Source organism: Pseudomonas sp. RIT-PI-q, from assembly GCF_001297125.1.
GTDB lineage: Bacteria > Pseudomonadota > Gammaproteobacteria > Pseudomonadales > Pseudomonadaceae > Aquipseudomonas.
The window spans coordinates 161477-182241 of sequence record NZ_LHPC01000038.1 but is presented as its reverse complement, the minus strand read 5'-3'; the positions used below and the strand labels follow the sequence as shown (position 1 = coordinate 182241).

Sequence of the window (20765 nt, the reverse complement as noted above, 5' to 3'; positions counted from 1 at the left end):
CAAGGAGAGCTACCATGTCCTACGTTGATGGCTTCATCGCTGCCGTACCCACTGCCAACCGCGAAAAATTCAAGAAACACGCTGAAACCGTCGCTGCCATTTTCAAGGAAAACGGCGCACTCAGCCTCGCCGAGTGCTGGGGTGACGACGTACCCGACGGCAAAGTGACCTCGTTCCCCATGGCGGTAAAACTCAAGGAAGACGAAACCGTGGTGTTCTCCTGGACCGTCTGGCCGGACAAGGCCACCCGTGATGCCGGCATGGGAAAACTCATGTCCGATCCACGGGTGCAGCCGGACGTCAATCCGATGCCGTTCGATGGTCAGCGGATGATCTTCGGCGGATTCGAAATGATCGTCAAAGCCTGAAACCAACGCCAGGATCACTCCGGCGAAGGGGTGATCCTGCAACTTTTTCGATGGCGAATCTCGTTGTCCGTCGGTCGCTCCTTGACGAACTCGAAGCGTGGCTCACCTTCGCTGTAATGCACCAGCCAGCCCCATTCCAGCTCGAATTCATCCTGGCCAGGTTTCGGCGGCACGGCCCACCACGGCTCTTTGCTGATGATTTGTCGCATGGCCCCCTCCCGTCGTTTCGTCTGCATGAACTATAACTTGCCTGTCAGGAGGTGCCACGAATGAGCGACGAATCCCATGAGCCGCTGAAACGGCTGTTTTTTGCACTGGGCTGCGCCCCCGCGCAACGTCGGGCCATTGCCCAATGGCGTAGCGAGTTGCAGCTGCGCAGCGGACGTCCGGTGCCGGCGGAAAACTTTCACCTGACGCTATTGTTTTTGGGGGCTGTTGAAGTGGCGCAGATCGCCGACATTTGCACAGCGGCGGCGAATGTTCGCACGCCCGGCATGGCGTTGACCGTGATGCTTGATCGATTGGACGTCTGGCGCAAGTCGGGAGTTTTGCTGCTGGTGCCGGAGCAGGCGCCGCCGGAATTGCTGCGTCTGGTGTATGCGCTGGAGCAGGCGATGCTGCCGTTCAGGTCTGAGGATTCGCCCAAGGAATTTCGCCCGCACCTGACCTTGATGCGCGACTATCGGGCGCCAGTGCCTGAATCCGTTACGCCTCCCGAGTTTTTCCTGCGCGCCGATCACTTCAGCCTGTTTGAATCCCACAAGGGCCGCTATCGGGCACTGGCGCAATGGCCGCTGGTGGCGCCGTAAACCCAAACAAAAAAAGGCGCCCACGGACTCATGCTGACCGTTGTAGGAGCGAGCTCGCTCGCGATGGACGTTAACGATAACGCGTGATTGATGGACAAACCGCGTCGCCCTCAAGTCCATCGCGAGCAAGCTCGCTCCTACAGGCATTAGCCCGGGGCACCAAAATTCACCTTAACCGAGGAAGCCAGGTGAAGCCGTTCTTCAGCAGAGGAGGGCAGCGGTGGTAAGGCGCTGCGTGAACGGAAAAGCTGATGTCTAGGTTGAATGTTATGGCCTCATCGCGGGCAAGCCCGCTCCCACAGTGGTCTGGTGTGGAACACAGATGTGTGTACGACGCTGATCCCTGTGGGAGCGGGCTTGCCCGCGATGGCCATTTCAGATTCAGCGATTATTTCCCGAGCTTCACCCGCGTCCAGCCCCGGGTCATCACGCGCTGGATGCCGATCGGCAAATCAGGAATGGCATACAACGTCGCCATCACCGCTTGCGGCGGGTACGAACCCGGATCATCACGAATCGCTTCATCCACCAACGGCGTGGCCGCCGCGTTGGCGTTGCTGTAGCCGATGTTGTTGGTGATCTCGGCGATGATGTCCGGGCGCATCAGGAAGTTCATGAACAGGTAGGCGTTCTCGACGTTGGCGGCATCACGCGGGATGGCGACCATGTCATAAAAACTGCCGGCACCTTCTTTCGGAATGCTGTAGTCGACCTTCACCTTGTCGCCGGCTTCCTTGGCGCGGGCCTTGGCTTGCAGCACGTCGCCGGAGTAACCGACCGCCACGCAGATGTTGCCGTTGGCCAGGTCGGAGATGTATTTCGACGAATGGAAATACGCCACCGAAGGGCGAATCTTCATGAACAGCGCTTCGGCCTCGGCGATGTGCTGCGGGTCCTTGGAGTTCACCGGGTAGCCCAGGTAGTGCAGGGCGGCCGGGAGCATCTCGGTCGGCGAGTCGAGGAAACTGATGCCGCACGCTTTCAGCTTCTCGGCGTTTTCCGGCTTGAACAGCAAATCCCAGGAGTTGGTTGGCGCGTTGGCACCCAGCACCTCCTTGACCTTGTCCGGGTTGAAACCGATGCCGATCGAGCCCCACATGTACGGGAAGGCATGCGCGTTATCCGGGTCGCTGGCAGAGGCGTTTTTCAGCAGGACCGGGTTGAGGTTTTTCCAGTTCGACAGCTTCGACTTGTCCAGTTCCTGATAGACGCCGGCCTTGATCTGCTTGGCCAGGAAACTGTTGGACGGCACGACGATGTCGTAGCCGGATTTGCCCGCGAGCAGGCGTGCCTCAAGGGTTTCATTGCTGTCGAACACATCGTAGGTCACGCGGATGCCGGTCTCGTCTTCGAACTTCTTGACGGTGTCCGGGGCGATGTAATCCGACCAGTTGTAGACGCGCAGTACCTTGTCATTGGCCTGGGCGCCGGTGGCGATCGCGCCCAATAAGGACAGTGTCAGCAGAGTCCTGCCAAACATTTTCATCGGTACAACTCCATTTCTTTTTTATTCAGATACGCAAAACAGTTGCTGTCTTCGCGCACCCTTGTAGGAGCTGGCTTGCCAGCGAAGCATTCGAACGCACCACGTTTATCCTGTTAAAACGCGTCATCGTTATCGTTCTTCGCTGGCAAGCCAGCTCCTACAAAGTGTGCGTTCGCAAGCCTTTAAGCCGTTGCTTCTACCATTTTCTTTTCAGGTTGCTGCCAGGACTCGCTGGCGGTCTGGTCCATCGCTTCCTGGATCGCCCGTTTGCGGGTCGCTTCGGCACGGCGGCTGAAGTACCAGACCATGAAGGTCACGATCGATACGGCAAGCAGAATCAGGCTGGCCACGGCGTTGATTTCGGGTTTCACACCCAGACGCACCGCCGAGAACACTTCCATCGGTAAGGTTGTCGAACCCGGTCCGGAGACGAAGCTTGCCAACACCAAGTCATCCAGCGACAAGGCAAACGACATCATGCCGCCGGCCGCCAGAGACGGCGCGATCATCGGAATGGTGATCAGGAAAAACACCTTGAACGGCTTCGCCCCCAGGTCCATGGCCGCTTCTTCGATGGACAGGTCCAGCTCACGAAGGCGCGCGGAGACGACCACCGCCACATAAGCGGCACAGAACGTGGTGTGGGCGATCCAGATCGTGACGATGCCACGCTCCATCGGCCAACCAATCAACTGCGCCATGGCTACAAACAGCAGCAACAGCGACAGACCGGTGATCACTTCCGGCATCACCAACGGCGCGGTCACCAGGCCGCCGAACAACGTGCGGCCCTTGAAACGCGTGACGCGAGTCAGCACGAACGCCGCCAAGGTCCCCAGTGCTACAGCGGCAATCGCGGTGTAGCAGGCGATTTCCAGCGAGCGCACCACCGAGCCCATCAGTTGCGTGTTGTCGAGCAAACCGGCGTACCACTTGAACGACCAGCCACCCCACACCGTCACCAGTTTGGAGGCGTTGAACGAGTAGATCACCAGAATCAACATCGGCAAGTAGATAAACGACAGGCCGAAAATCAGCATGAACTTTGAAAATCCGAAGCGTTTCATCCCCGTGCCTCCATTTCTTTGGCCTGGCTGCGGTTGAACAGCAGTATTGGCACAATCAGGATCAACAGCATCACCACCGCCAGGGCAGACGCCACCGGCCAGTCGCGGTTATTGAAGAACTCTTGCCACAGCACACGGCCGATCATCAGGGTCTCTGGACCGCCCAACAGCTCCGGAATCACGAACTCACCGACCACCGGGATGAACACCAGCATGCAGCCGGCAATGATCCCGTTCTTGGCCAGCGGCACGGTGATTTTCCAGAAGTTGTTGAAGTTGCTCGAACCCAGGTCAGACGCGGCTTCCAGCAAGCTGTGATCATGCTTGACCAGGTTGGCGTACAGCGGCAGCACCATGAACGGCAGGTACGCATACACCACGCCGATATACACCGCGGTGTTGGTGTTGAGGATCTCGATCGGGTGATCGGTCAGCCCGGTCCACATCAAAAACGCGTTGAGCAAACCGTTGTTGCTGAGGATGCCCATCCACGCATACACGCGGATCAGGATCGCGGTCCAGGTCGGCATCATGATCAGCAACAGCAGAACGTTTTGCGTTTCCTTGCTCGCCTTGGTGATCGCGTAGGCCATCGGGAAACCGATCACCAGGCACATCAGCGTGCTTAAAAACGCCACCTTCAACGAGCCGAAGTACGCCGAGATGTACAACTCATCCTGAGTCAGCAAACTGTAGTTGCCGAGGTTCAGCAACAGCTGGAATTTCTGCTCGGCGAAGGTGTAGATCTCCGAGTAAGGCGGAATGGCCAGGGCCGCTTCCGAGAAGCTGATCTTCATCACCAGGAAAAACGGCAGCATGAAGAACAGGAACAGCCACAGGAACGGAATCCCGATGACGAGCTTTCGACCACTCGGCATCAGCCGCATAAACTGCTGATTGAGTGTTTTCATGAGCGCAGTACCACGCCGCTGTCGTCTTCCCACCACACGTAGACCTTGTCGTCCCAGGTTGGGCGCGCGCCACGGCGTTCGGCGTTGGCCATGAACGACTGCACGACTTTGCCGCCAGGCAATTCCACGTAGAACACCGAGTGGCCGCCGAGGTAGGCGATGTCATGCACCTTGCCGCTTGACCAGTTGTAGCGCGTGTCGGGCTTGGTGGTGCTGACCAGCAGTTTTTCCGGGCGAATGGCGTAGGTGATCGACTTGTCCTGCACCGACGTGCTGACGCCGTGACCGACGTAGATCTTCTGCTCCAGGTCCGGGCTGTGAATGATCGCGTGACCTTCCAGGTCCTCGACCACGGTGCCGTCGAAGGCGTTCACGTTGCCGATGAATTCGCAGACCATGCGGCTGACCGGTGCTTCATAGATGTCGACCGGGCTGCCGATCTGGGCGATCCAGCCGAGGTGCATGATCGCAATGCGTTGAGCCATGGTCATGGCCTCTTCCTGGTCGTGGGTCACCATCACGCAAGTCACGCCAACGCGCTCGATGATCTCCACCAGCTCCAGTTGCATCTGCGAACGCAGCTTTTTATCCAGCGCGCCCATCGGTTCGTCGAGCAGCAACAGCTTCGGACGCTTGGCCAGGGAGCGGGCGAGGGCGACGCGCTGACGCTGACCGCCGGACAACTGATGCGGTTTGCGTTTGGCGTATTGGGTCATGTGCACCAGGCGCAGCATCTCTTCGACGCGGGCGTCGATTTCGCTGGTGGACAAACGATCCTGCTTGAGGCCGAAGGCAATGTTCTGCGCCACCGTCATGTGCGGGAACAGCGCGTAGGACTGGAACATCATGTTGATCGGCCGCTCATAGGGCGGCATGTCGGTGATGTCGACACCGTCGAGCAGAATCCGGCCTTCGGTCGGGCGCTCGAAGCCTGCGAGCATGCGCAGCAGGGTCGATTTACCGGAACCGGAACCGCCGAGCAGGGCGAAGATTTCGCCTTGATGGATCTCCAGGGACACATCGTCCACGGCGGTGGTTTCGTCGAATTTCTTGGTGACGCGGTCGACTTTCACCAGCACCTTTTTCGGTGACTGGTGACCTTCAAGAGCCTTCCTGTAGATGCTGGAGGCGTTTGCCATGTGAAACTCCCAACAGGTTTCAGTCGTCGGGCCAACGCGGCCTGACTTAAGAGTGGATTGCAAGCCCGGGGCGGGTAACGCCGGCCACTGTAGGAGCGAGCCTGCTCGCGATGGACGCCAACGATAACGCGGGCTGTCTGAATGCCCGCGTAGTCCGGACGTCCATCGCGAGCAAGCTCGCTCCTACAGGGAATTGCGTTGCCGATCCGTTCGGGCTTATTCGGCACCGCCATCCTGGCTGCCTGTTCGTACTTGTTGTTATTGCGGTTCATCTATTACGTGAGTGACCGGCGCGCAAAGGCACGCCCGCCCGGCTCACGGGGGCAGCTAAATCGTTGAGTGGGTATCAGGTCGTCAGCGCTGGTTACGCAGCGCCACCCGTTGCCGGCATGCCTCGCCAAACGCCTGGAAAATACTCAAGTAGGGCGGATTCGAAAGCACCTGCCATTCCGGGTGCCATTGCACGCCGAGGGCGAAAGCCTTGCTGTGCTCGACCGAAATCGCCTCGATCAAACCGTCCGGCGCCACCGCTTCGGCGCGCAGGCCGGGCGCGAGTCGGTCGATGCCCTGGCTGTGAATCGAATTGACCTGGAACACCATTGGCAATTCCAGCGCTTCAAACACGCCGCCCGGTTGCACGGCGACCGCATGAGCCGGTGCGTACTGCACCGCCAGCTCCGGACTGTCCGCTTCGCGGTGATCGAGCATCCCCGCAATTTCGTGGACCTTCTGATGCAGGCTGCCACCGAACGCCACGTTCATTTCCTGAAAGCCCCGGCAAATGCCGAGCACCGGAACGCCCGCCGCAATGGCTGCACGCAATAAAGGAAGGGTGGTGGCGTCCCGCGCCGGATCGTGATCCGTGCCGGGGGCACTGGCCGGGCCTTGATAGTGGAAAGGTTCCACATTCGAGGGCGAGCCGGTCAGCAACAGACCGTCGAGCTGCGCGAGCAGGTCCTCGATTTCGGTCAGGTCGCCTAGGGAAGGAATGACCACAGGCAACCCCAGCGCCGCGACGCTGACAGCACGCAAGTACTTGTCGCCGCTGATGTGGTAGGGGTGCAGGCCAATCTGTTTGACGCATGCTGTAACGCCGATCAATGGCTTGAATGCCATTTTTATCACCTCGAAGTTTCACACTTGAACGAGCTTTTCCGGAGCTTAGCCTTGTTGATTTTAATTAACAACTCTCATGTAAAAAATTCTAAACGCCGCACGTCCGATCTTCAGTCTTTACGCGGTGCGCAAGACTGATCTGGCACTCTCGTGCCCAAAAAAGGCCCGAAAATAAAGGATGAGAGGCCAGGTGTTCGCTATTGACTTCACTTGGCCGTTCGGGTTGACTGAGCTCGCAACAAGGTAGTGAACATAATAATTAACAGCTAATAGGTGCAAAATGTCGGTCCCTCTGCGTACCGTTCAACTCAACGAAGCAAACGCATTCCTTAAGAAATATCCTGAGGTTTTGTACGTCGACCTTCTGATTGCGGATATGAACGGTGTGGTGCGCGGCAAGCGCATCGAGCGCACCAGTCTTCATAAGGTTTACGAAAAAGGCATCAACCTTCCGGCCTCTCTCTTTGCTCTGGACATCAACGGTTCTACGGTGGAAAGCACCGGCCTGGGTCTGGACATCGGCGACTCTGACCGGATCTGCTTCCCCATCCCGGATACGCTCAGCATCGAGCCATGGCAGAAGCGCCCGACCGCGCAACTGTTAATGACCATGCACGAACTCGAAGGCCAGCCGTTCTTCGCTGACCCTCGCGAAGTGCTGCGTCAGGTGGTGAGCAAGTTCGACGCAATGGGCCTGACCATTTGCGCGGCGTTCGAACTCGAGTTCTACCTGATCGACCAGGACAACGTGAACGGTCGGCCGCAATCGCCACGTTCGCCGGTCTCCGGCAAGCGTCCGATCTCGACCCAGGTGTATTTGATCGACGACCTCGACGAATACGTCGACTGCCTGCAAGACATCCTCGAAGGCGCGAAAGAGCAGGGCATTCCTGCCGACGCCATCGTCAAGGAAAGCGCCCCGGCACAGTTCGAAGTAAACCTGCATCACGTCAACGACCCGATCAAGGCCTGCGACTACGCGGTGTTGCTCAAGCGTCTAGTGAAGAACATCGCCTACGACCACGAGATGGACACCACCTTCATGGCCAAGCCGTATCCGGGCCAGGCGGGCAATGGTTTGCACGTGCATATTTCGATTCTCGACAAAGAAGGCAACAACATCTTTGCCAGCGAGGATCCCGAGCAGAACGCCGCACTGCGTCACGCGATCGGCGGTGTGCTCGAGACCCTGCCGGCGCAGATGGCCTTCCTGTGCCCGAACGTCAACTCCTACCGTCGTTTCGGCGCACAGTTTTATGTGCCGAACTCGCCGAGCTGGGGCATCGACAACCGTACCGTGGCGGTCCGTGTGCCGACCGGTTCTGCGGACTCGGTGCGCATCGAGCACCGCGTCGCGGGTGCCGACGCTAACCCGTACTTGTTGATGGCGTCAGTCCTGGCCGGTATTCACCACGGCCTGACCAACGAAATCGAACCGGGCCCAACGGTCGAAGGCAACAGCTACGAGCAAAACGAGCAGAGCCTGCCGAACAACCTGCGCGACGCACTGCGCGAGTTGGACGACAGCGAAGTCATGGCCAAATACATCGACCCGCTCTACATCGACGTGTTTGTGGCGTGCAAGGAAAGCGAGCTGGCCGAGTTCGAGAACTCCATCTCCGACCTTGAGTACAACTGGTATTTGCACACGGTTTGATGGGCCACAACCCGTCAATTAAGGATATGGGGGTGAACACAAAACCTGTGTGCACCACCAATCCCTGTGGGAGCGGGCTCGCCCGCGATGACGGCAGCACTTTCAACATTGATGTCGCCTGACACACCGCCATCGCGGGCAAGCCCGCTCCCACAGGGAATTGCGGTGCTCTGATCCTTTGCTGGTTGGCTTCAATCCGACAACTACTTATTCCTCTGCGTCGAGTCACAACAATGACAAACACTCGCAGCGACTGGGAACAACGCTTCCAGTCCCTAACACTAGAAGGCCGCGCATTCATCGACGGCCACTATTGCGCAGCCCTCAGTGGCGCAACGTTCGAATGCATCAGCCCGGTCGATGGCCGCTTCCTGGCCAACGTCGCCAGCACCGATGAAGCCGACGCCAACGCGGCCGTCGCCGTCGCGCGCCGCACTTTCGAATCCGGCATCTGGGCCAATCTGGCCCCGGCCGAACGCAAGCGCATCCTGATTCGCTTCGCCGACCTGATCCTGGCCAACCAGGAAGAACTCGCCCTGCTCGAAACCCTCGACATGGGCAAGCCGATCAACGACTCGATGAACATCGACATCCCGGCGACCGCCAACGCGATCCGCTGGAGCGCCGAAGCCATCGACAAGATCTACGATGAAGTCGCCGCGACACCGCACGACCAACTCGGCCTGATCACCCGCGAACCTGCCGGTGTTGTCGCCGCCATCGTGCCGTGGAACTTCCCGCTGATCATGGCCAGCTGGAAATTCGCCCCAGCCCTGGCAGCCGGTAACTCGTTCATCCTCAAGCCTTCGGAAAAGTCGCCACTCACCGCCATCCGCATCGCGCAATTGGCGCTGGATGCCGGCATCCCCAAAGGCGTGTTCAACGTACTGCCGGGCTTCGGTCACACCGTCGGCAAGGCGCTGGCGTTGCACATGGACGTCGACGTGCTGGCCTTCACCGGCTCGACCGCGATTGCCAAGCAACTGCTGATCTATTCCGGCCAAAGCAACATGAAACGCGTTTGGCTTGAAGCCGGGGGCAAGAGCCCGAACGTGGTGTTCGCCGACGCGCCGGATTTGCGCGCGGCGGCACAAGCGGCAGCCGGTGCGATTGCCTTCAACCAGGGCGAAGTCTGCACCGCCGGTTCGCGTTTGCTGGTCGAGCGTTCCATTCGCGAGCAGTTCATTCCGCTGCTGGTGGAAGCACTGCAAGCCTGGAAACCGGGACATGCTCTCGACCCCGAAACCACCGTCGGCGCAGTCGTCGATCAGCGTCAACTGGACAACGTGCTGCGCTACATCCAGGTCGGCAAAGACCAGGGCGCGCAACTGATCGCGGGCGGCAGCCGCACCCTCGAAGCCACCGGTGGCCTGTACGTGGAACCGGCGATTTTCGACGGCGTGACCAACGCCATGACCATCGCCCAGGAAGAAATCTTCGGCCCGGTTTTGTCACTGATCACCTTCGACACTGAAGAAGAAGCCCTGGCCATCGCCAACGACAGCATCTTCGGCCTGGCCGCCGGCGTCTGGACCAGCAACCTCAGCAAGGCGCACACCTTCGCTCGCGGCTTGCGCGCCGGCAGCGTCTGGGTCAACCAGTACGACGGCGGCGACATGACCGCGCCGTTCGGCGGGTACAAGCAGTCGGGTAACGGTCGGGACAAATCGCTGCACGCGTTCGACAAATACACCGAACTCAAAGCGACCTGGATCAAGCTCTAACACCTCTACAACGGCGGCCGCCGAATCGTATCGGCGGCCATCGGAGAAACGTATGAAACACACAACACATGTAAACAGCTACTACGCCGCCACCCGTAACTTCACCGGCGAATTCCCGGTGCTTGAAGAGCTGGTGGAATGCGACGTCTGCGTGATCGGCGCCGGCTACACCGGTTTGTCTTCGGCCCTGTTCCTGGCTGAAGCCGGCTACAGCGTCACCGTGCTCGAAGCCGCCAAAGTCGGCTTCGGTGCCAGTGGTCGCAACGGCGGCCAACTGGTCAACTCCTACAGCCGTGACGTCGATGTGATCGAAGAGCGCTACGGCGACAAGACTGCCGAAGTCCTCGGCAGCATGATCTTTGAAGGCGCCGACATCATTCGTCAGCGCATACAACACTACGACATCCAGTGCGACTACCGCCCGGGTGGCATCTTCGCCGCGCTGAACAAAAAGCAACTCAAAGGCCTGGCCGAGCAGAAAAGCAGCTGGGAACGCTACGGCAACAAAAACCTGACAATGCTCGACGCGGCGGACATCAAGCGCGAAGTCGGTTGCGACAACTACGTCGGCGGCCTGCTCGACATGCAGGGCGGCCACATCCACCCACTGAACCTGGCCCTCGGCGAAGCCTCGGCCATCATCGGCCTGGGCGGCAAGATCTACGAGCAATCGGCAGCGGTGGAAATCACCTACGGCGAACCGATCACCGTGCGCACCGCCAAAGGCGTGGTCCGCGCCAAATACCTGCTGATCGCCGGCAACGCCTACCTGCCGCAAGACCTCGACAACCGCGTCACGCGCAAAAGCATGCCGTGCGGCTCGCAAATCGTCGTTACCGAACCGTTGTCCGAAAAGGTTGCGCGCAGCCTGATCAAAAACAACTACTGCGTCGAAGACTGCAACTACCTGCTCGACTACTACCGCCTCACCGCTGACAACCGCCTGCTGTACGGCGGCGGCGTGGGCTACGGCGCCCGCGAACCGGACGACATCGAGCAACTGATCAAGCCGAAAATCCTCAAGACCTTCCCGCAACTCAAGGACGTGAAGATCGACTCCCGCTGGACCGGCAACTTCCTGCTGACCATGTCGCGCATGCCGCAATTCGGCCGCATCGAGAAAAACGCCTACTACATGCAAGGCTACAGCGGCCACGGCGTCACCTGCTCGCACCTGGCCGGCAAACTCATCTCGGAAATGATCCGCGGCGACGCCGAACGCTTCGATGCGTTCGCCTCGTTGCCGCACATGCCGATGCTCGGCGGCCGCACCTTCCAGGCCCCACTCACCGCCATGGGCGCCGCGTACTACGCGCTGCGCGACCGTTTCGGCATCTAACCAACCCGTTCGGCGGCCACCCCAAAAACCTGGCCGCCAACACAACCGGACACCCCACTGGCGGCAACCCACAAAGGGTGCCGCCAACACAAACCCCGTAGGAGCTGGCTTGCCAGCGAAAGCGCCAGATCAGCCACCATCAACGTCGCCTGACACACCGCCATCCCTGTAGGAGCCGAGCTTGCTCGCGATGGTCCATCAGCCAAATTGATGCAGCCTGACACACCGCCATCGCGAGCAAGCTTGCTCCTACAGCAACACCACCAAACGTGATTTAATACCCGACTTTCACATTTCCGGGACAGGGAAGCGGTACTTTCGCGGCCACAAGTCGCCCGCCATCCACCCCCATAACCCTTAAGTATTCTTCGCATAAGGCTGTCATGGACACGGGCTCACGACTCAAATTAGTACGCGAAAGCTACAAACTGTCCCAGCGCGAGCTGGCCCGGCGTAGCGGCGTCACCAATGCCACCATCTCCCTGATCGAACAAAATCGCGTCAGTCCCTCCGTCAGCTCCCTGAAAAAACTGCTCGAAGGCATCCCTATGTCTTTGGCGGACTTCTTCACCTTTGATCAGCCGCCGCGTGAGCACCAATACGTATTTCGTGCCAATGAACAGCCGGATCTTGGGCGTCATGGGTTGCGGTTGCTGTTGATTGGCGCTTCGGTGCCGAGCCGACAGATGCGGCTGTTGCGCGAGCAATACGCGCCTGGGGCGAGTTCGGGGGAAGAGCCGATTGTGCACTCGGAAGGGGAGGAGTGTGGGCTTGTCACTCGTGGCACTGTTGAGTTGACGGTGGATGGGCAGATTAGTGTGCTGAATGCAGGGGATGGGTATTACTTTCCGACGACGTTGCCGCATCGGTTTCGGAATATTGGGGCGGATGAGGCGGAGATTATTAGTGCGAATACGCCGGCTAACTTCTGATAGTGAAAGCGGCTAGGTGGCCGTACGGTCCAAAGCAGGCGCAAACGATGCCTGAAACATTGCCTCAAGAATGATTGGAAAACCTGCTGGGCCTGAAGCGGCTCAGCGCTCGACGCCCATTGGGATGTATGATAATTGTTGTCGTACCTACCAGGTGTGAGCCGGAGTCAGATATGTCTCGTAAGAAAGAGAAGCGACCCAAGACTGAGGCGCAAATTGTCGCCCAGGAATCCATGATTCCCTCGATTGCCGCAAAGGCATTCAGAGACGCCTATAACGTGGCGCTCTCCAAAGGGCAGTCTGTGCTTGTGGTTCGTGCAGGTCAGTTGATGAAGGTTTCTAATGCCGAGACTGTGATCCTTCGTTCGGTCGAGACCTACGGGACGATCAAGGCCGGCACTCGACTAAAGGTCAAGAAGACCCGGGATGGGGAATTTGTTCCTCTGAAACAAGCTTGAGTACACCGAGGGTCAGGATTTTCGCTGGGCCGAATGGCAGCGGTAAGAGTACGTTCAATTCAAAAGTCCCAGCTCACTTACTCGTCAACTACGTCAACCCTGATGCGATCGAGTTAGGTGTACGTGAAACTGGTTTCTTCGATTTTGCGCAGTTCAAGCTCCAGTCTCATGTGGATCGCGCGATCCCTTTTTTGCGTGCCAGTGGGCTCCTTGCTAAATTCCCTGAATCTTTGGCCAAGCTCGATGATTTGATCATTGAAGATGATCAGCTTGTGTTCCCTTCACGGCAGATAGACTCGTACATTGCCTCAGTTCTTTCCGACTTCATCCGTGTGTCGCTGATCCAGGAACTTGCTAGCTTTACTTTTGAAACCGTAATGTCTGATGTCAGTAAAATTGAGTTACTGCAGCAAGCGCGCTTAGCCGGCTACCGGGTATACGTGTACTACGTAGCTACCGCAGATGCTGAAATCAACGTGGCTCGGGTTGCTTATCGTGCATCGATAGGTGGGCACGACGTTCCGCTTGACAAGATTCGGTCGCGCTATACTCGTTCTCTGGACAACTTGGCCGATGCTATTTTGATGTCCAATCGGGCTTACATTTTCGACAATTCCCAAGATGGTGATTCCAGTTTTGCCCAGATTGCGGAAATAACGGAGGGCGAAGACATAGATATCGTGTCAGATACCCAGCCAGCGTGGTTTAAACAGTATGTACTGGACAAGTTGACCTAGCATCACGGCGATGTAGAAAAAGATGACAAGTCTATTTGATAAATAGATCTGTCACCTTTTTTCCGGCCATAAAAAACAAAACCCTGAACGATCAGGGCTTTGTTGTTTTGGAATTACGCAGATACGAATCGCTACTGCCCGTCGCTCACTGCACATCCCGCCGTCATTGCCCGATAAAGTCCCGAATCGCCTTGATCGTCTGCGTCGGCGCTTCCTCCATCAACCAATGTCCGGCACCCGGCACCACCACTTCCGTGACGTTGTCTGCGGCATTGCGCATCACAATCGCTTCATTTTTCCCAAAGGATTTCTCACCCCCGACCGCAAGCACCGGCATGGTCAGCCGCGTCGTCATCGACGCGTTATTGTCCACTTCATCCTGACGAATGCTGCGGAACTGGGCGAAGGCCGCGTGCATGTTGCCGGGGCGAGCGTAGAGTGCGGCGTAGTGCTGGCGCATCTCTTCATCGACCTTGGCGGCATCGCCCGCGAACTCATTCCAGAACCGGTCCAGATAAATACGCTCACGTCCGGCCACCAGACGTTCCATGTCCGCGCCGCCAAAGTCGAAGTGCCACAGCATCGGCGAGCGGACGATGTCGTTCCAGGGCGTAATGCCCGGCACCGGCGCGTCCATCACCACCAGGCGATCGGTCAGCCGCGGATACCGTGAGGCGTAGGCGAAAGCGACCATGGTGCCAATGTCGTGGCCGACCACCACGGCGTGCTCGATCCCCAATGCGGCCAACACGCCACGAATATCGCCGGCCTGAGTCTTCTTGTCGTAACCTCCTTCGGGAATCGACGACAAACCCATCCCGCGCAGGTCTGGCACTACCACCGTGTGATCCTTGACCAGATCGGCCGCCAGTGGCGCCCACATATCGCCGGTGTCACCGAAGCCATGCAAAAGCACCACGGCCGGGCCTTTTCCGCCGATGCGTACGTGCATTGTTACGCCGTCGACCGGAATGTCCTGAATGCGAAAGGACTTGGGGAATGGCGTCACGTCGGCGTGAACTGTCAGGCTTAGGGTCAATAGCGTCAAGGCAGTCAGCAGGAAACGGAACATGACGAAGTCTCCAGACGTGCGCGTGGGTGCGCTGTCGGAGAGCGTAGACCGTATGGGGACGGATGATTGGAAGCAAGCGCCTGGATTGACAAGTCGTTTCATCCAAAACACTATCGGCCCATGACCTACACACGCCGCATGAACATGATGTGCTCCTCCATGACCGCCTTTGGCGGGCCGTGAGGTCACGCGTTCATAGCATTTGACGTCGTCACCCAAAGCCCCGCCAGAAATGGACGGGGCTTTTTAGTTCTCCGTCCACCGAAAGCTAACGGAGAATGAAATGTTCGAGATCCGACGCGCCAAACCAAGCGACGCCCAAGCAGCATTCGACATCCGCCTTCAAGCGATACGGCACCAATGCATCGGCGCGTACACCACCGAGCAAATGCTGGCCTGGACAGCAGGCGCCGCCAAGGACGGGTACTGCGACCTGATGGAAAAACACTTTTATCTGGGTTGTATCCAGGGTGAACCAGTGGCGACAGGAATGCTTGATCTGGCGAACAGCGAAATCGGCGCGATCTTTGTGCTTCCAGGTTTTATGCAACAAGGCATCGGCTTGAGAATCCTGCGTCACCTCGAATGCCTTGCGCGGGAGTTGGGGTTGAAGGAGGTCAATTTGGACGCTACGTTGAATGCGGCTGATTTTTACCGACGATGTGGTTTTGTGGGGGATGAGCCTGCTATTTACCATTCGCCCTCGGGGCTTCAGTTGGCGTGTGTTCCGATGGTGAAGGGGCTTTTACTTTGATGGGACGGTTGGCTGGGCTGTTTTGATTCTGGGGAAAGTGGGCATGAAGAAGGTTTCGGAGTATTAGGACGGATGAGGTGGAGATTATTAGTGCCAGCTCAACGGCCAAGTTCTGATAATGATGACGGCTCTGATGTAATTTAACTTGATATTTCTCGGTTGATAAAAGCCCGATGCATTTTCAGGTGTCGGATGTTTTATGTTCATGTTCTAGGATGTTTATATTGCGTAGTTAGACGTTATAGGTCGTCATTTGAAAGTCTGTATCGCCATGGTTTTTGGTGAGTTTGCATGGGGCGCTTAGGAAGAATACGTAAGATGATATGAAGTGGCCTGTAAGACTTTTCGGTTTGTCATTAATTCGTGTCATTGATTAGGGCTGAGAACATGGATGTGAGGTTATAATTTCTGAGGTTTTGTGCGCCGATTATGTCAGGTGTGCAATATTTTTCAGTCTGGATGAGGTGGCTATTTATGCGGTTTCGGGTTTTTTTTACTGTTCTGGTTTCTGATGTTCTAACTGTAATGATCAGTATGTTTTATTCGATGTTTCTTATAGGTTTGATAGAGAAAGTAATGCCGTTGGGCGGAGTTTATTATTGGGTGGCTCTAAGTATTATGTTTGTTTTTTTATTATTTATTAATTTTCGCTATTGCTCTAAAAGTTTAATTGATTTTTCGCTTGGTCGTGATGTTCGCGTTGAGCGAGACTCTGCTTGGGTTGTATATTTTGGCGTGTTTATCAGTTCTTTGCTTGTGTCAGCTGTTATCGTTCAGGAGGTTGAAAAACAATTTCCTTTAGTGGGTGTGCTCTATTTTTTTATCAGTGGGTTGGTTTTTGTGATGGTTTTTTCAGGCCTTTGCATTTACGTGAAGAGATTGCGTCGTCAAAGTTGATCTATCATGGTTTGAACTGGTTTTCAGTTTTTTCGTCTGCTATGTTTTTGATTGTAATTGAATCAGCCAAGGCTTCAAAAGCGAGGGCCAGTCTTCCCATTTGCCTGTAAGCGGGTTCATAGTTGATAGGGTCGCGCCTAAAAAGTTCTAGTGACTTAACCTTGCGCACTGTACTCAGCGCACCAAAAGCTGATAGGCCTAGGTCTACAGAGTAATAAGCGATGTTGCCGGTTTGAGTGTCGTTGGCTAAGTTTTGATACATCTTCCGAAACGGGCCCACTACACCCGGGGAGCCTGGTCCATTGTAAATATTTCCTACGCCTTCATAAATATTGTTAATGCCATGTGCGGAGTAGAGTATTCCCAATGGGGTTTCTATGCCTCTTGTACGTCCTATCTTCGAAGCACCCGTCTGAACTTGCATTACGCCCGCTAAAACACCCATGCCGTTTTGAGCATAAAAGAGCGCCTTGAACGATAATTCGGCATACTCTTCGCTGATCTCCTGTATGCCCTGTTGCGCACTGATCAAACCGTCATCAACAGCTTGGATGATCTCGTTGGCATAAGATGAAACAATCGAGCTGAATTGGAGCTGCAAAAGACTATCGAACAACTGTGTAGCACCGATCGTACATCCCAATGCAACAAGATCGGATGCAAATTTAGTGACGTCGTGAATGTCACAGATATCATCATTCATCCTCGTTCCCCCAAGCGCTATAAGCACACGTTCCTGCCTGAACATGAGTCCAGCTTATATCGCGATAACGAATAGACACTATTTCTTGTGGCTGTGCATCGTTCATGTGAATAGCATGAGGGACTTGCAGGTTGATATGTGCAATCTTCGCCCCAGTGAGTCGTATTGAATAATACTTGTCCTGGCCTCCCGCAAGGGACGTACGATAAAAATGGATCGTGCATTCAACTTCTTCGCGTTCATGCAGCGCACTTGCTAAAAGCGGTGAGGATTTATCGATGTTTTTTGTAATCATGATCGGCATGTGCTTGCCGCGATCGCCTGAAACTCCACCATCATTGCCGGTAATCATGTTGTGTGAATACGCCAGAACCATGATCTCGTCTTCATGATCAATCTGGCATTTGTTGCCGATAGAATTCAGGCCTGAGCAACCGGTGGAAATCAAGCCTTGTCGTTTACCGGTAATGCTCATGTAACCGTGGTTTGCCATAGGTTCCACTCCATTTAGTCGGCTGATCGATCTATTTCGAGCGTAACAGGAGCACTAAAGGGGAGGTACTGATGAGATTAAGCATCTGAAGAGGTTCAGACGCTTCTTACAAATCTCTAAGAAAAAGCCGATGGAAGAACCTTACACACTGCGGATTGACCTCTGAGTTTAAGTGGTTCTCTCGTACGACTATCAGTGCAGAAACCGGAAATAAAAACCCGCAAGGAATTGCGGGTTATTTTTGCCTGAAATTTAATTACTGTGCCTTAGGCGTATCAAACCCACGCTGCTCAATCACCCGAAACACATCGCTCACATCCTGGAGCAAGATCCGAGCGATGTTAGCGACGGTGTTGATGTCGTTTTCGGCGTAGTCGGGGAGGTTGGTGCAGCCCATGAGCTGGAGGTAGGGCAGGACGGCGTTGAGGCGTTCGCTGACGCAGTTGTGGAGTTCGCGGATCGGGGCATCGCTGTCGATGAGCAGGACGGGGTAGCTGGTGGCGAATTGGGCCATGGGGGTGAAGCGGCGTGGCGGGTGTTCGGTTGTCATGGTGCAAGTCCTCACAAAAAAAGAAGAGTTGCCACCTTTCTGCTGCGAAACAAATGGGTGGCAATTGTACGTGGGTTCGCAGACCGGAGACCCGCACCAAAACCCGGCAGACCTGAGGGTCCCCCACGCACAACCGCCATGAAACATTTTGCAGCCGGAGCCGGCTGCATCATGCCTGACAGTATTTTGGTGTCAATCTTGAGGGCTGCGAAACCCTATCGCTAACTGCGGTCAGCGACGGACCAAACTATATGCGCCGATTTTCGTGCCTGCAAACGGGTGTGTAGGACGACTGCTCGGCTTTTGTAGCAGCTGGCGCAGCCTGCGTTCGGCTGCGCAGCAGTCGTAAATCAACCACCTCGGTTTAACTGAAACACCGCAGCGTGTGATTTTGCGGCTGCTGCGCAGCCGAACGCAGGCTTCGCCAGCTGCTACAGGGGTGGGGTGATGTTTAACAGTGCGGCAGGGAGTGGGGTGGTTTCGGGACATGACTGGAGAAAGCGCCCTTGCCGCAAGGGATAAATTCCTACACGATTTTCGGATGTCGATTTTTAAGTACCCACCACTACGACCTCCCACCCAAGGACAACCAAGATGACTCAATCACTGGAACGTGCCATCGCCATTGCTGCCGCCGCCCACGAAGGGCAGGTCGATAAGGGCGGTTCGCCGTACATTCTGCACCCGCTGAAGGTGATGCTGAGGGTCGACACGCTGGAAGAACGGATCGTGGCGGTCCTGCATGATGTGGGCGAGGACTGCGGCGGAAGTCTCGATGATTTGCGTAAAGAAGGCTTCAGCGAAACGGTGCTGATGGCGATTGAGTCTGTGACCAAGGTGCCGGGTGAGTCTTATGAGGCATTCGTCGAGCGAGCGGCGCAGAACCCGATTGGCCGGGTGGTGAAACTGGCTGACCTTGAGGAGAACAGCGATCTGTCGCGGATTGCCCAGCCGTCCTGGGATGATCTGGAGCGCATTGAAAAGTATCGGCGGGCGATTGGCGTTTTGCGCTCCTGACCTCTATCAAGTAGGCGACGAGTGCCTCCCTCATTGGGGGCTTCGTCGCCTATGCCGAGAATCAGGGTGTGCGTCGAAGAAAATCAAAGCGCCGCATCAGGCATCCGCCCAAGCGTGCGTTGATATTCAACCTGCGCCGTCTGCTCCGAAAACTCCCCCGCCCATCTCGACACCACAACCGTTGCCACGCTATTCCCAATGGTGTTGCAGAGCGCGTTCGCCATGGACATAAACCGGTACACCCCAAATATCAGCGCCAGGCCCTCGACCGGCAGCACACCAATTGCGCTGACAGTAGCGGCGAAGACGACGAAGCTGCCGCCATTCACGGTCGCCGCGCCTTTGGAGGTCAGCAGCATGACCGCAAGTATGCCCAGTTGTTGGTCCCAGCTGAGTGGCACGCCGTAGGCGTTGGCAATGAACAGCACGCACATCGACATGTAAATCGATGTGCCGTCCAGGTTAAACGCGTAACCGGTGGGCAGTACCAAACCGACGCTCTGTTTCGAGCAACCAAATTTTTCAAGTTTTTGCAGCAGGCGCGGCAGGACACTTTCCGAGGAGGCGGTGCCCAAGACAATGAGGATTTCGTCCTTGATGTACTTCAAAAATCGCCACAGGCTGAACCCGGACAGTCGGCAGATCGCCCCCAGAATCACCAGGATAAAGAACGCAATCACCACGTAGAACATCAGCACCAGATTGGCCAGTGACATCAGCACCGCGCTGCCGTTACTGCCGACGGCGTAGGCCACGGAGCCGAAGGCGCCGAGTGGAGCCAGTTTCATGATCAAGTTGATGAATTCGAAGAAGCATTCGGAGATCCGGTGCAGCCCGTCTTCGATGAAGTGTCGACGTTCCGGTTTAAGGGCCAGCAGGGCGAAGCCAAACACCACCGAGATGACCAGCACCTGAAGCATTTGCCCGCCGGAGAACGCGCCGACGAAGTTATCCGGGAAGATGCTGTAGATGAATTCCATGGTCGATGCGGGAGCATGGGCTTTCGCGACGGCTGCATTGGCCGCCGCTGTTGCCGCGCTGTTTGGGTGGGCGCCGTGCATGTTGGCGCCGATATCCAGCAAGTTGCCCCACAGCAGGCCTATGGCCAATGCGAGGGTGGATACCACCTCGAAGTAGATGATCGCTCTTACGCCGACTTTACCGACGCGTTTGATATCGCCGGCTGAGGCGATGCCCTGTACCACGGTGAAAAACACCAAGGGCGCTACGGCCGTTTTGATCAGTTTGAGAAAGATGTCGCCGAAGATTTTGAATTGGGTCGCCAATTGCGGTGCGAGAAAACCTAAAGCGATCCCCAACCCCATGGCGACGACGACCTGAAACGTCAGGTTTTTATAAACCGGTTTCTTTTCTTTGGTGGACATGTCTGTGATCTCGTTGTTGTTTTTGTCGAGTAATGACTAGGCGGATTACAGAAGTTACCCATGCCGCAGACAATCGAGTTTTTGGCCTTTTACCGTTGAGGAAAAATCAAACCTGAGAGGATTAACGGCGTTTTTTCCATTGATTTTTTAT

The 20765-nt window shown here is 56.4% G+C and carries 22 protein-coding genes; 11 read left to right on the top strand and 11 right to left on the bottom strand.

Annotation, left to right across the window (positions count from 1 at the left end):
* Positions 1–14 precede the first annotated feature (14 nt).
* Positions 15–368 carry a DUF1428 domain-containing protein gene (locus AEQ67_RS20165; protein ID WP_059405588.1) on the top strand — a complete coding sequence of 118 codons (354 nt, stop codon included), beginning with the start codon at positions 15–17 and terminating at the stop codon, positions 366–368.
* Positions 369–382: 14 nt separating this feature from the next.
* Here AEQ67_RS20165 and AEQ67_RS20160 read toward each other — a convergent pair whose 3' ends face one another.
* Positions 383–577, bottom strand: coding sequence for a hypothetical protein (locus AEQ67_RS20160; protein ID WP_059405587.1), 195 nt, complete (start codon positions 575–577; stop codon positions 383–385).
* Positions 578–637: 60 nt separating this feature from the next.
* Here AEQ67_RS20160 and thpR point away from each other — a divergent pair, with 60 nt between their 5' ends.
* Positions 638–1177: an RNA 2',3'-cyclic phosphodiesterase gene (gene thpR / locus AEQ67_RS20155; protein ID WP_059405586.1), complete on the top strand. Its 540-nt coding sequence runs from the start codon at positions 638–640 to the stop codon at positions 1175–1177.
* Positions 1178–1565: 388 nt separating this feature from the next.
* Here the strand turns inward: thpR and AEQ67_RS20150 are convergent, their stop codons facing one another.
* The 5 genes from AEQ67_RS20150 to AEQ67_RS20130 all read right to left on the bottom strand — a co-directional run bounded on the left by AEQ67_RS20150 (position 1566) and on the right by AEQ67_RS20130 (position 6896).
* A complete protein-coding gene (locus AEQ67_RS20150; protein ID WP_059405585.1) occupies positions 1566–2663 on the bottom strand; it encodes a polyamine ABC transporter substrate-binding protein in 1098 nt (365 codons plus the stop codon).
* Positions 2664–2845: 182 nt separating this feature from the next.
* The gene (locus tag AEQ67_RS20145; protein WP_059405584.1) at positions 2846–3730 is read right to left on the bottom strand and encodes an ABC transporter permease subunit; all 885 of its coding nucleotides are present in this window, start codon (positions 3728–3730) and stop codon (positions 2846–2848) included.
* Positions 3727–4608, bottom strand: a complete 882-nt coding sequence (locus AEQ67_RS20140) for an ABC transporter permease subunit (protein ID WP_161807480.1) — start codon at positions 4606–4608, stop codon at positions 3727–3729. The genes AEQ67_RS20145 and AEQ67_RS20140 overlap by 4 nt, the downstream gene beginning before the upstream one ends.
* Before the next feature lie 29 nt (positions 4609–4637).
* On the bottom strand, positions 4638–5780 hold the full coding sequence (gene potA / locus AEQ67_RS20135) for a polyamine ABC transporter ATP-binding protein (protein WP_059405582.1): 1143 nt from the start codon (positions 5778–5780) through the stop codon (positions 4638–4640).
* Between the two features lie 354 nt (positions 5781–6134).
* Positions 6135–6896: a gamma-glutamyl-gamma-aminobutyrate hydrolase family protein gene (locus AEQ67_RS20130; RefSeq protein ID WP_059405581.1), complete on the bottom strand. Its 762-nt coding sequence runs from the start codon at positions 6894–6896 to the stop codon at positions 6135–6137.
* Positions 6897–7176: 280 nt separating this feature from the next.
* Between AEQ67_RS20130 and AEQ67_RS20125 the strand changes: the two genes are divergently transcribed.
* From AEQ67_RS20125 to AEQ67_RS20100, 6 genes are all read left to right on the top strand, one after another.
* Positions 7177–8553, top strand: coding sequence for a glutamine synthetase family protein (locus AEQ67_RS20125; RefSeq protein WP_059405580.1), 1377 nt, complete (start codon positions 7177–7179; stop codon positions 8551–8553).
* Between the two features lie 233 nt (positions 8554–8786).
* A complete protein-coding gene (locus AEQ67_RS20120; protein WP_059405579.1) occupies positions 8787–10277 on the top strand; it encodes an aldehyde dehydrogenase in 1491 nt (496 codons plus the stop codon).
* A 52-nt stretch (positions 10278–10329) separates the two neighbouring features.
* Positions 10330–11616, top strand: a complete 1287-nt coding sequence (locus AEQ67_RS20115) for an NAD(P)/FAD-dependent oxidoreductase (RefSeq protein ID WP_059405578.1) — start codon at positions 10330–10332, stop codon at positions 11614–11616.
* A gap of 383 nt (positions 11617–11999) precedes the next feature.
* The gene (locus tag AEQ67_RS20110; RefSeq protein ID WP_007895886.1) at positions 12000–12548 is read left to right on the top strand and encodes a cupin domain-containing protein; all 549 of its coding nucleotides are present in this window, start codon (positions 12000–12002) and stop codon (positions 12546–12548) included.
* A gap of 173 nt (positions 12549–12721) precedes the next feature.
* On the top strand, positions 12722–13006 hold the full coding sequence (locus AEQ67_RS20105) for a hypothetical protein (RefSeq protein WP_059405577.1): 285 nt from the start codon (positions 12722–12724) through the stop codon (positions 13004–13006).
* On the top strand, positions 13003–13743 hold the full coding sequence (locus tag AEQ67_RS20100; RefSeq protein WP_059405576.1) for a hypothetical protein: 741 nt from the start codon (positions 13003–13005) through the stop codon (positions 13741–13743). The genes AEQ67_RS20105 and AEQ67_RS20100 overlap by 4 nt, the downstream gene beginning before the upstream one ends.
* Before the next feature lie 163 nt (positions 13744–13906).
* Here the strand turns inward: AEQ67_RS20100 and AEQ67_RS20095 are convergent, their stop codons facing one another.
* Positions 13907–14815: an alpha/beta fold hydrolase gene (locus AEQ67_RS20095; protein WP_059405575.1), complete on the bottom strand. Its 909-nt coding sequence runs from the start codon at positions 14813–14815 to the stop codon at positions 13907–13909.
* Between the two features lie 283 nt (positions 14816–15098).
* Here AEQ67_RS20095 and AEQ67_RS20090 point away from each other — a divergent pair, with 283 nt between their 5' ends.
* Positions 15099–15569: a GNAT family N-acetyltransferase gene (locus tag AEQ67_RS20090; RefSeq protein ID WP_059405574.1), complete on the top strand. Its 471-nt coding sequence runs from the start codon at positions 15099–15101 to the stop codon at positions 15567–15569.
* A gap of 576 nt (positions 15570–16145) precedes the next feature.
* Entirely contained in the window at positions 16146–16466 is a 321-nt protein-coding gene (locus AEQ67_RS20085) for a hypothetical protein (RefSeq protein WP_152974884.1), read from the top strand.
* A 4-nt stretch (positions 16467–16470) separates the two neighbouring features.
* On the opposite strand, the gene AEQ67_RS20080 is transcribed toward AEQ67_RS20085, so the two are convergent.
* The 3 genes from AEQ67_RS20080 to AEQ67_RS20070 all read right to left on the bottom strand — a co-directional run bounded on the left by AEQ67_RS20080 (position 16471) and on the right by AEQ67_RS20070 (position 18212).
* Positions 16471–17169 carry a DUF4225 domain-containing protein gene (locus AEQ67_RS20080; RefSeq protein WP_059405572.1) on the bottom strand — a complete coding sequence of 233 codons (699 nt, stop codon included), beginning with the start codon at positions 17167–17169 and terminating at the stop codon, positions 16471–16473.
* Positions 17162–17662, bottom strand: coding sequence for an Hcp family type VI secretion system effector (locus AEQ67_RS20075; protein WP_059405571.1), 501 nt, complete (start codon positions 17660–17662; stop codon positions 17162–17164). Before AEQ67_RS20075 ends, AEQ67_RS20080 begins: the two co-directional genes overlap by 8 nt.
* A 256-nt stretch (positions 17663–17918) precedes the next feature.
* Positions 17919–18212 (bottom strand): hypothetical protein, encoded by a 294-nt coding sequence (locus tag AEQ67_RS20070; RefSeq protein ID WP_059405570.1) that lies wholly within the window; start codon positions 18210–18212, stop codon positions 17919–17921.
* A gap of 594 nt (positions 18213–18806) precedes the next feature.
* Between AEQ67_RS20070 and AEQ67_RS20065 the strand changes: the two genes are divergently transcribed.
* Positions 18807–19229, top strand: coding sequence for an HD domain-containing protein (locus AEQ67_RS20065; RefSeq protein ID WP_059405569.1), 423 nt, complete (start codon positions 18807–18809; stop codon positions 19227–19229).
* A gap of 83 nt (positions 19230–19312) precedes the next feature.
* On the opposite strand, the gene dctA is transcribed toward AEQ67_RS20065, so the two are convergent.
* A complete protein-coding gene (gene dctA / locus AEQ67_RS20060) occupies positions 19313–20614 on the bottom strand; it encodes a C4-dicarboxylate transporter DctA (protein ID WP_059405568.1) in 1302 nt (433 codons plus the stop codon).
* Positions 20615–20765 lie beyond the last annotated feature (151 nt).

Coding starts and splice junctions, on each gene's coding strand:
- AEQ67_RS20165 (WP_059405588.1), top strand. CDS start 15: ATGTCCTACGTTGATGGCTTCATCGCTGCCGTACCCACTGCCAACCGC.
- AEQ67_RS20160 (WP_059405587.1), bottom strand. CDS start 577: ATGCGACAAATCATCAGCAAAGAGCCGTGGTGGGCCGTGCCGCCGAAA.
- thpR (WP_059405586.1), top strand. CDS start 638: ATGAGCGACGAATCCCATGAGCCGCTGAAACGGCTGTTTTTTGCACTG.
- AEQ67_RS20150 (WP_059405585.1), bottom strand. CDS start 2,663: ATGAAAATGTTTGGCAGGACTCTGCTGACACTGTCCTTATTGGGCGCG.
- AEQ67_RS20145 (WP_059405584.1), bottom strand. CDS start 3,730: ATGAAACGCTTCGGATTTTCAAAGTTCATGCTGATTTTCGGCCTGTCG.
- AEQ67_RS20140 (WP_161807480.1), bottom strand. CDS start 4,608: ATGCCGAGTGGTCGAAAGCTCGTCATCGGGATTCCGTTCCTGTGGCTG.
- potA (WP_059405582.1), bottom strand. CDS start 5,780: ATGGCAAACGCCTCCAGCATCTACAGGAAGGCTCTTGAAGGTCACCAG.
- AEQ67_RS20130 (WP_059405581.1), bottom strand. CDS start 6,896: ATGGCATTCAAGCCATTGATCGGCGTTACAGCATGCGTCAAACAGATT.
- AEQ67_RS20125 (WP_059405580.1), top strand. CDS start 7,177: ATGTCGGTCCCTCTGCGTACCGTTCAACTCAACGAAGCAAACGCATTC.
- AEQ67_RS20120 (WP_059405579.1), top strand. CDS start 8,787: ATGACAAACACTCGCAGCGACTGGGAACAACGCTTCCAGTCCCTAACA.
- AEQ67_RS20115 (WP_059405578.1), top strand. CDS start 10,330: ATGAAACACACAACACATGTAAACAGCTACTACGCCGCCACCCGTAAC.
- AEQ67_RS20110 (WP_007895886.1), top strand. CDS start 12,000: ATGGACACGGGCTCACGACTCAAATTAGTACGCGAAAGCTACAAACTG.
- AEQ67_RS20105 (WP_059405577.1), top strand. CDS start 12,722: ATGTCTCGTAAGAAAGAGAAGCGACCCAAGACTGAGGCGCAAATTGTC.
- AEQ67_RS20095 (WP_059405575.1), bottom strand. CDS start 14,815: ATGTTCCGTTTCCTGCTGACTGCCTTGACGCTATTGACCCTAAGCCTG.
- AEQ67_RS20090 (WP_059405574.1), top strand. CDS start 15,099: ATGTTCGAGATCCGACGCGCCAAACCAAGCGACGCCCAAGCAGCATTC.
- AEQ67_RS20085 (WP_152974884.1), top strand. CDS start 16,146: ATGCCGTTGGGCGGAGTTTATTATTGGGTGGCTCTAAGTATTATGTTT.
- AEQ67_RS20080 (WP_059405572.1), bottom strand. CDS start 17,169: ATGAATGATGATATCTGTGACATTCACGACGTCACTAAATTTGCATCC.
- AEQ67_RS20075 (WP_059405571.1), bottom strand. CDS start 17,662: ATGGCAAACCACGGTTACATGAGCATTACCGGTAAACGACAAGGCTTG.
- AEQ67_RS20070 (WP_059405570.1), bottom strand. CDS start 18,212: ATGACAACCGAACACCCGCCACGCCGCTTCACCCCCATGGCCCAATTC.
- AEQ67_RS20065 (WP_059405569.1), top strand. CDS start 18,807: ATGACTCAATCACTGGAACGTGCCATCGCCATTGCTGCCGCCGCCCAC.
- dctA (WP_059405568.1), bottom strand. CDS start 20,614: ATGTCCACCAAAGAAAAGAAACCGGTTTATAAAAACCTGACGTTTCAG.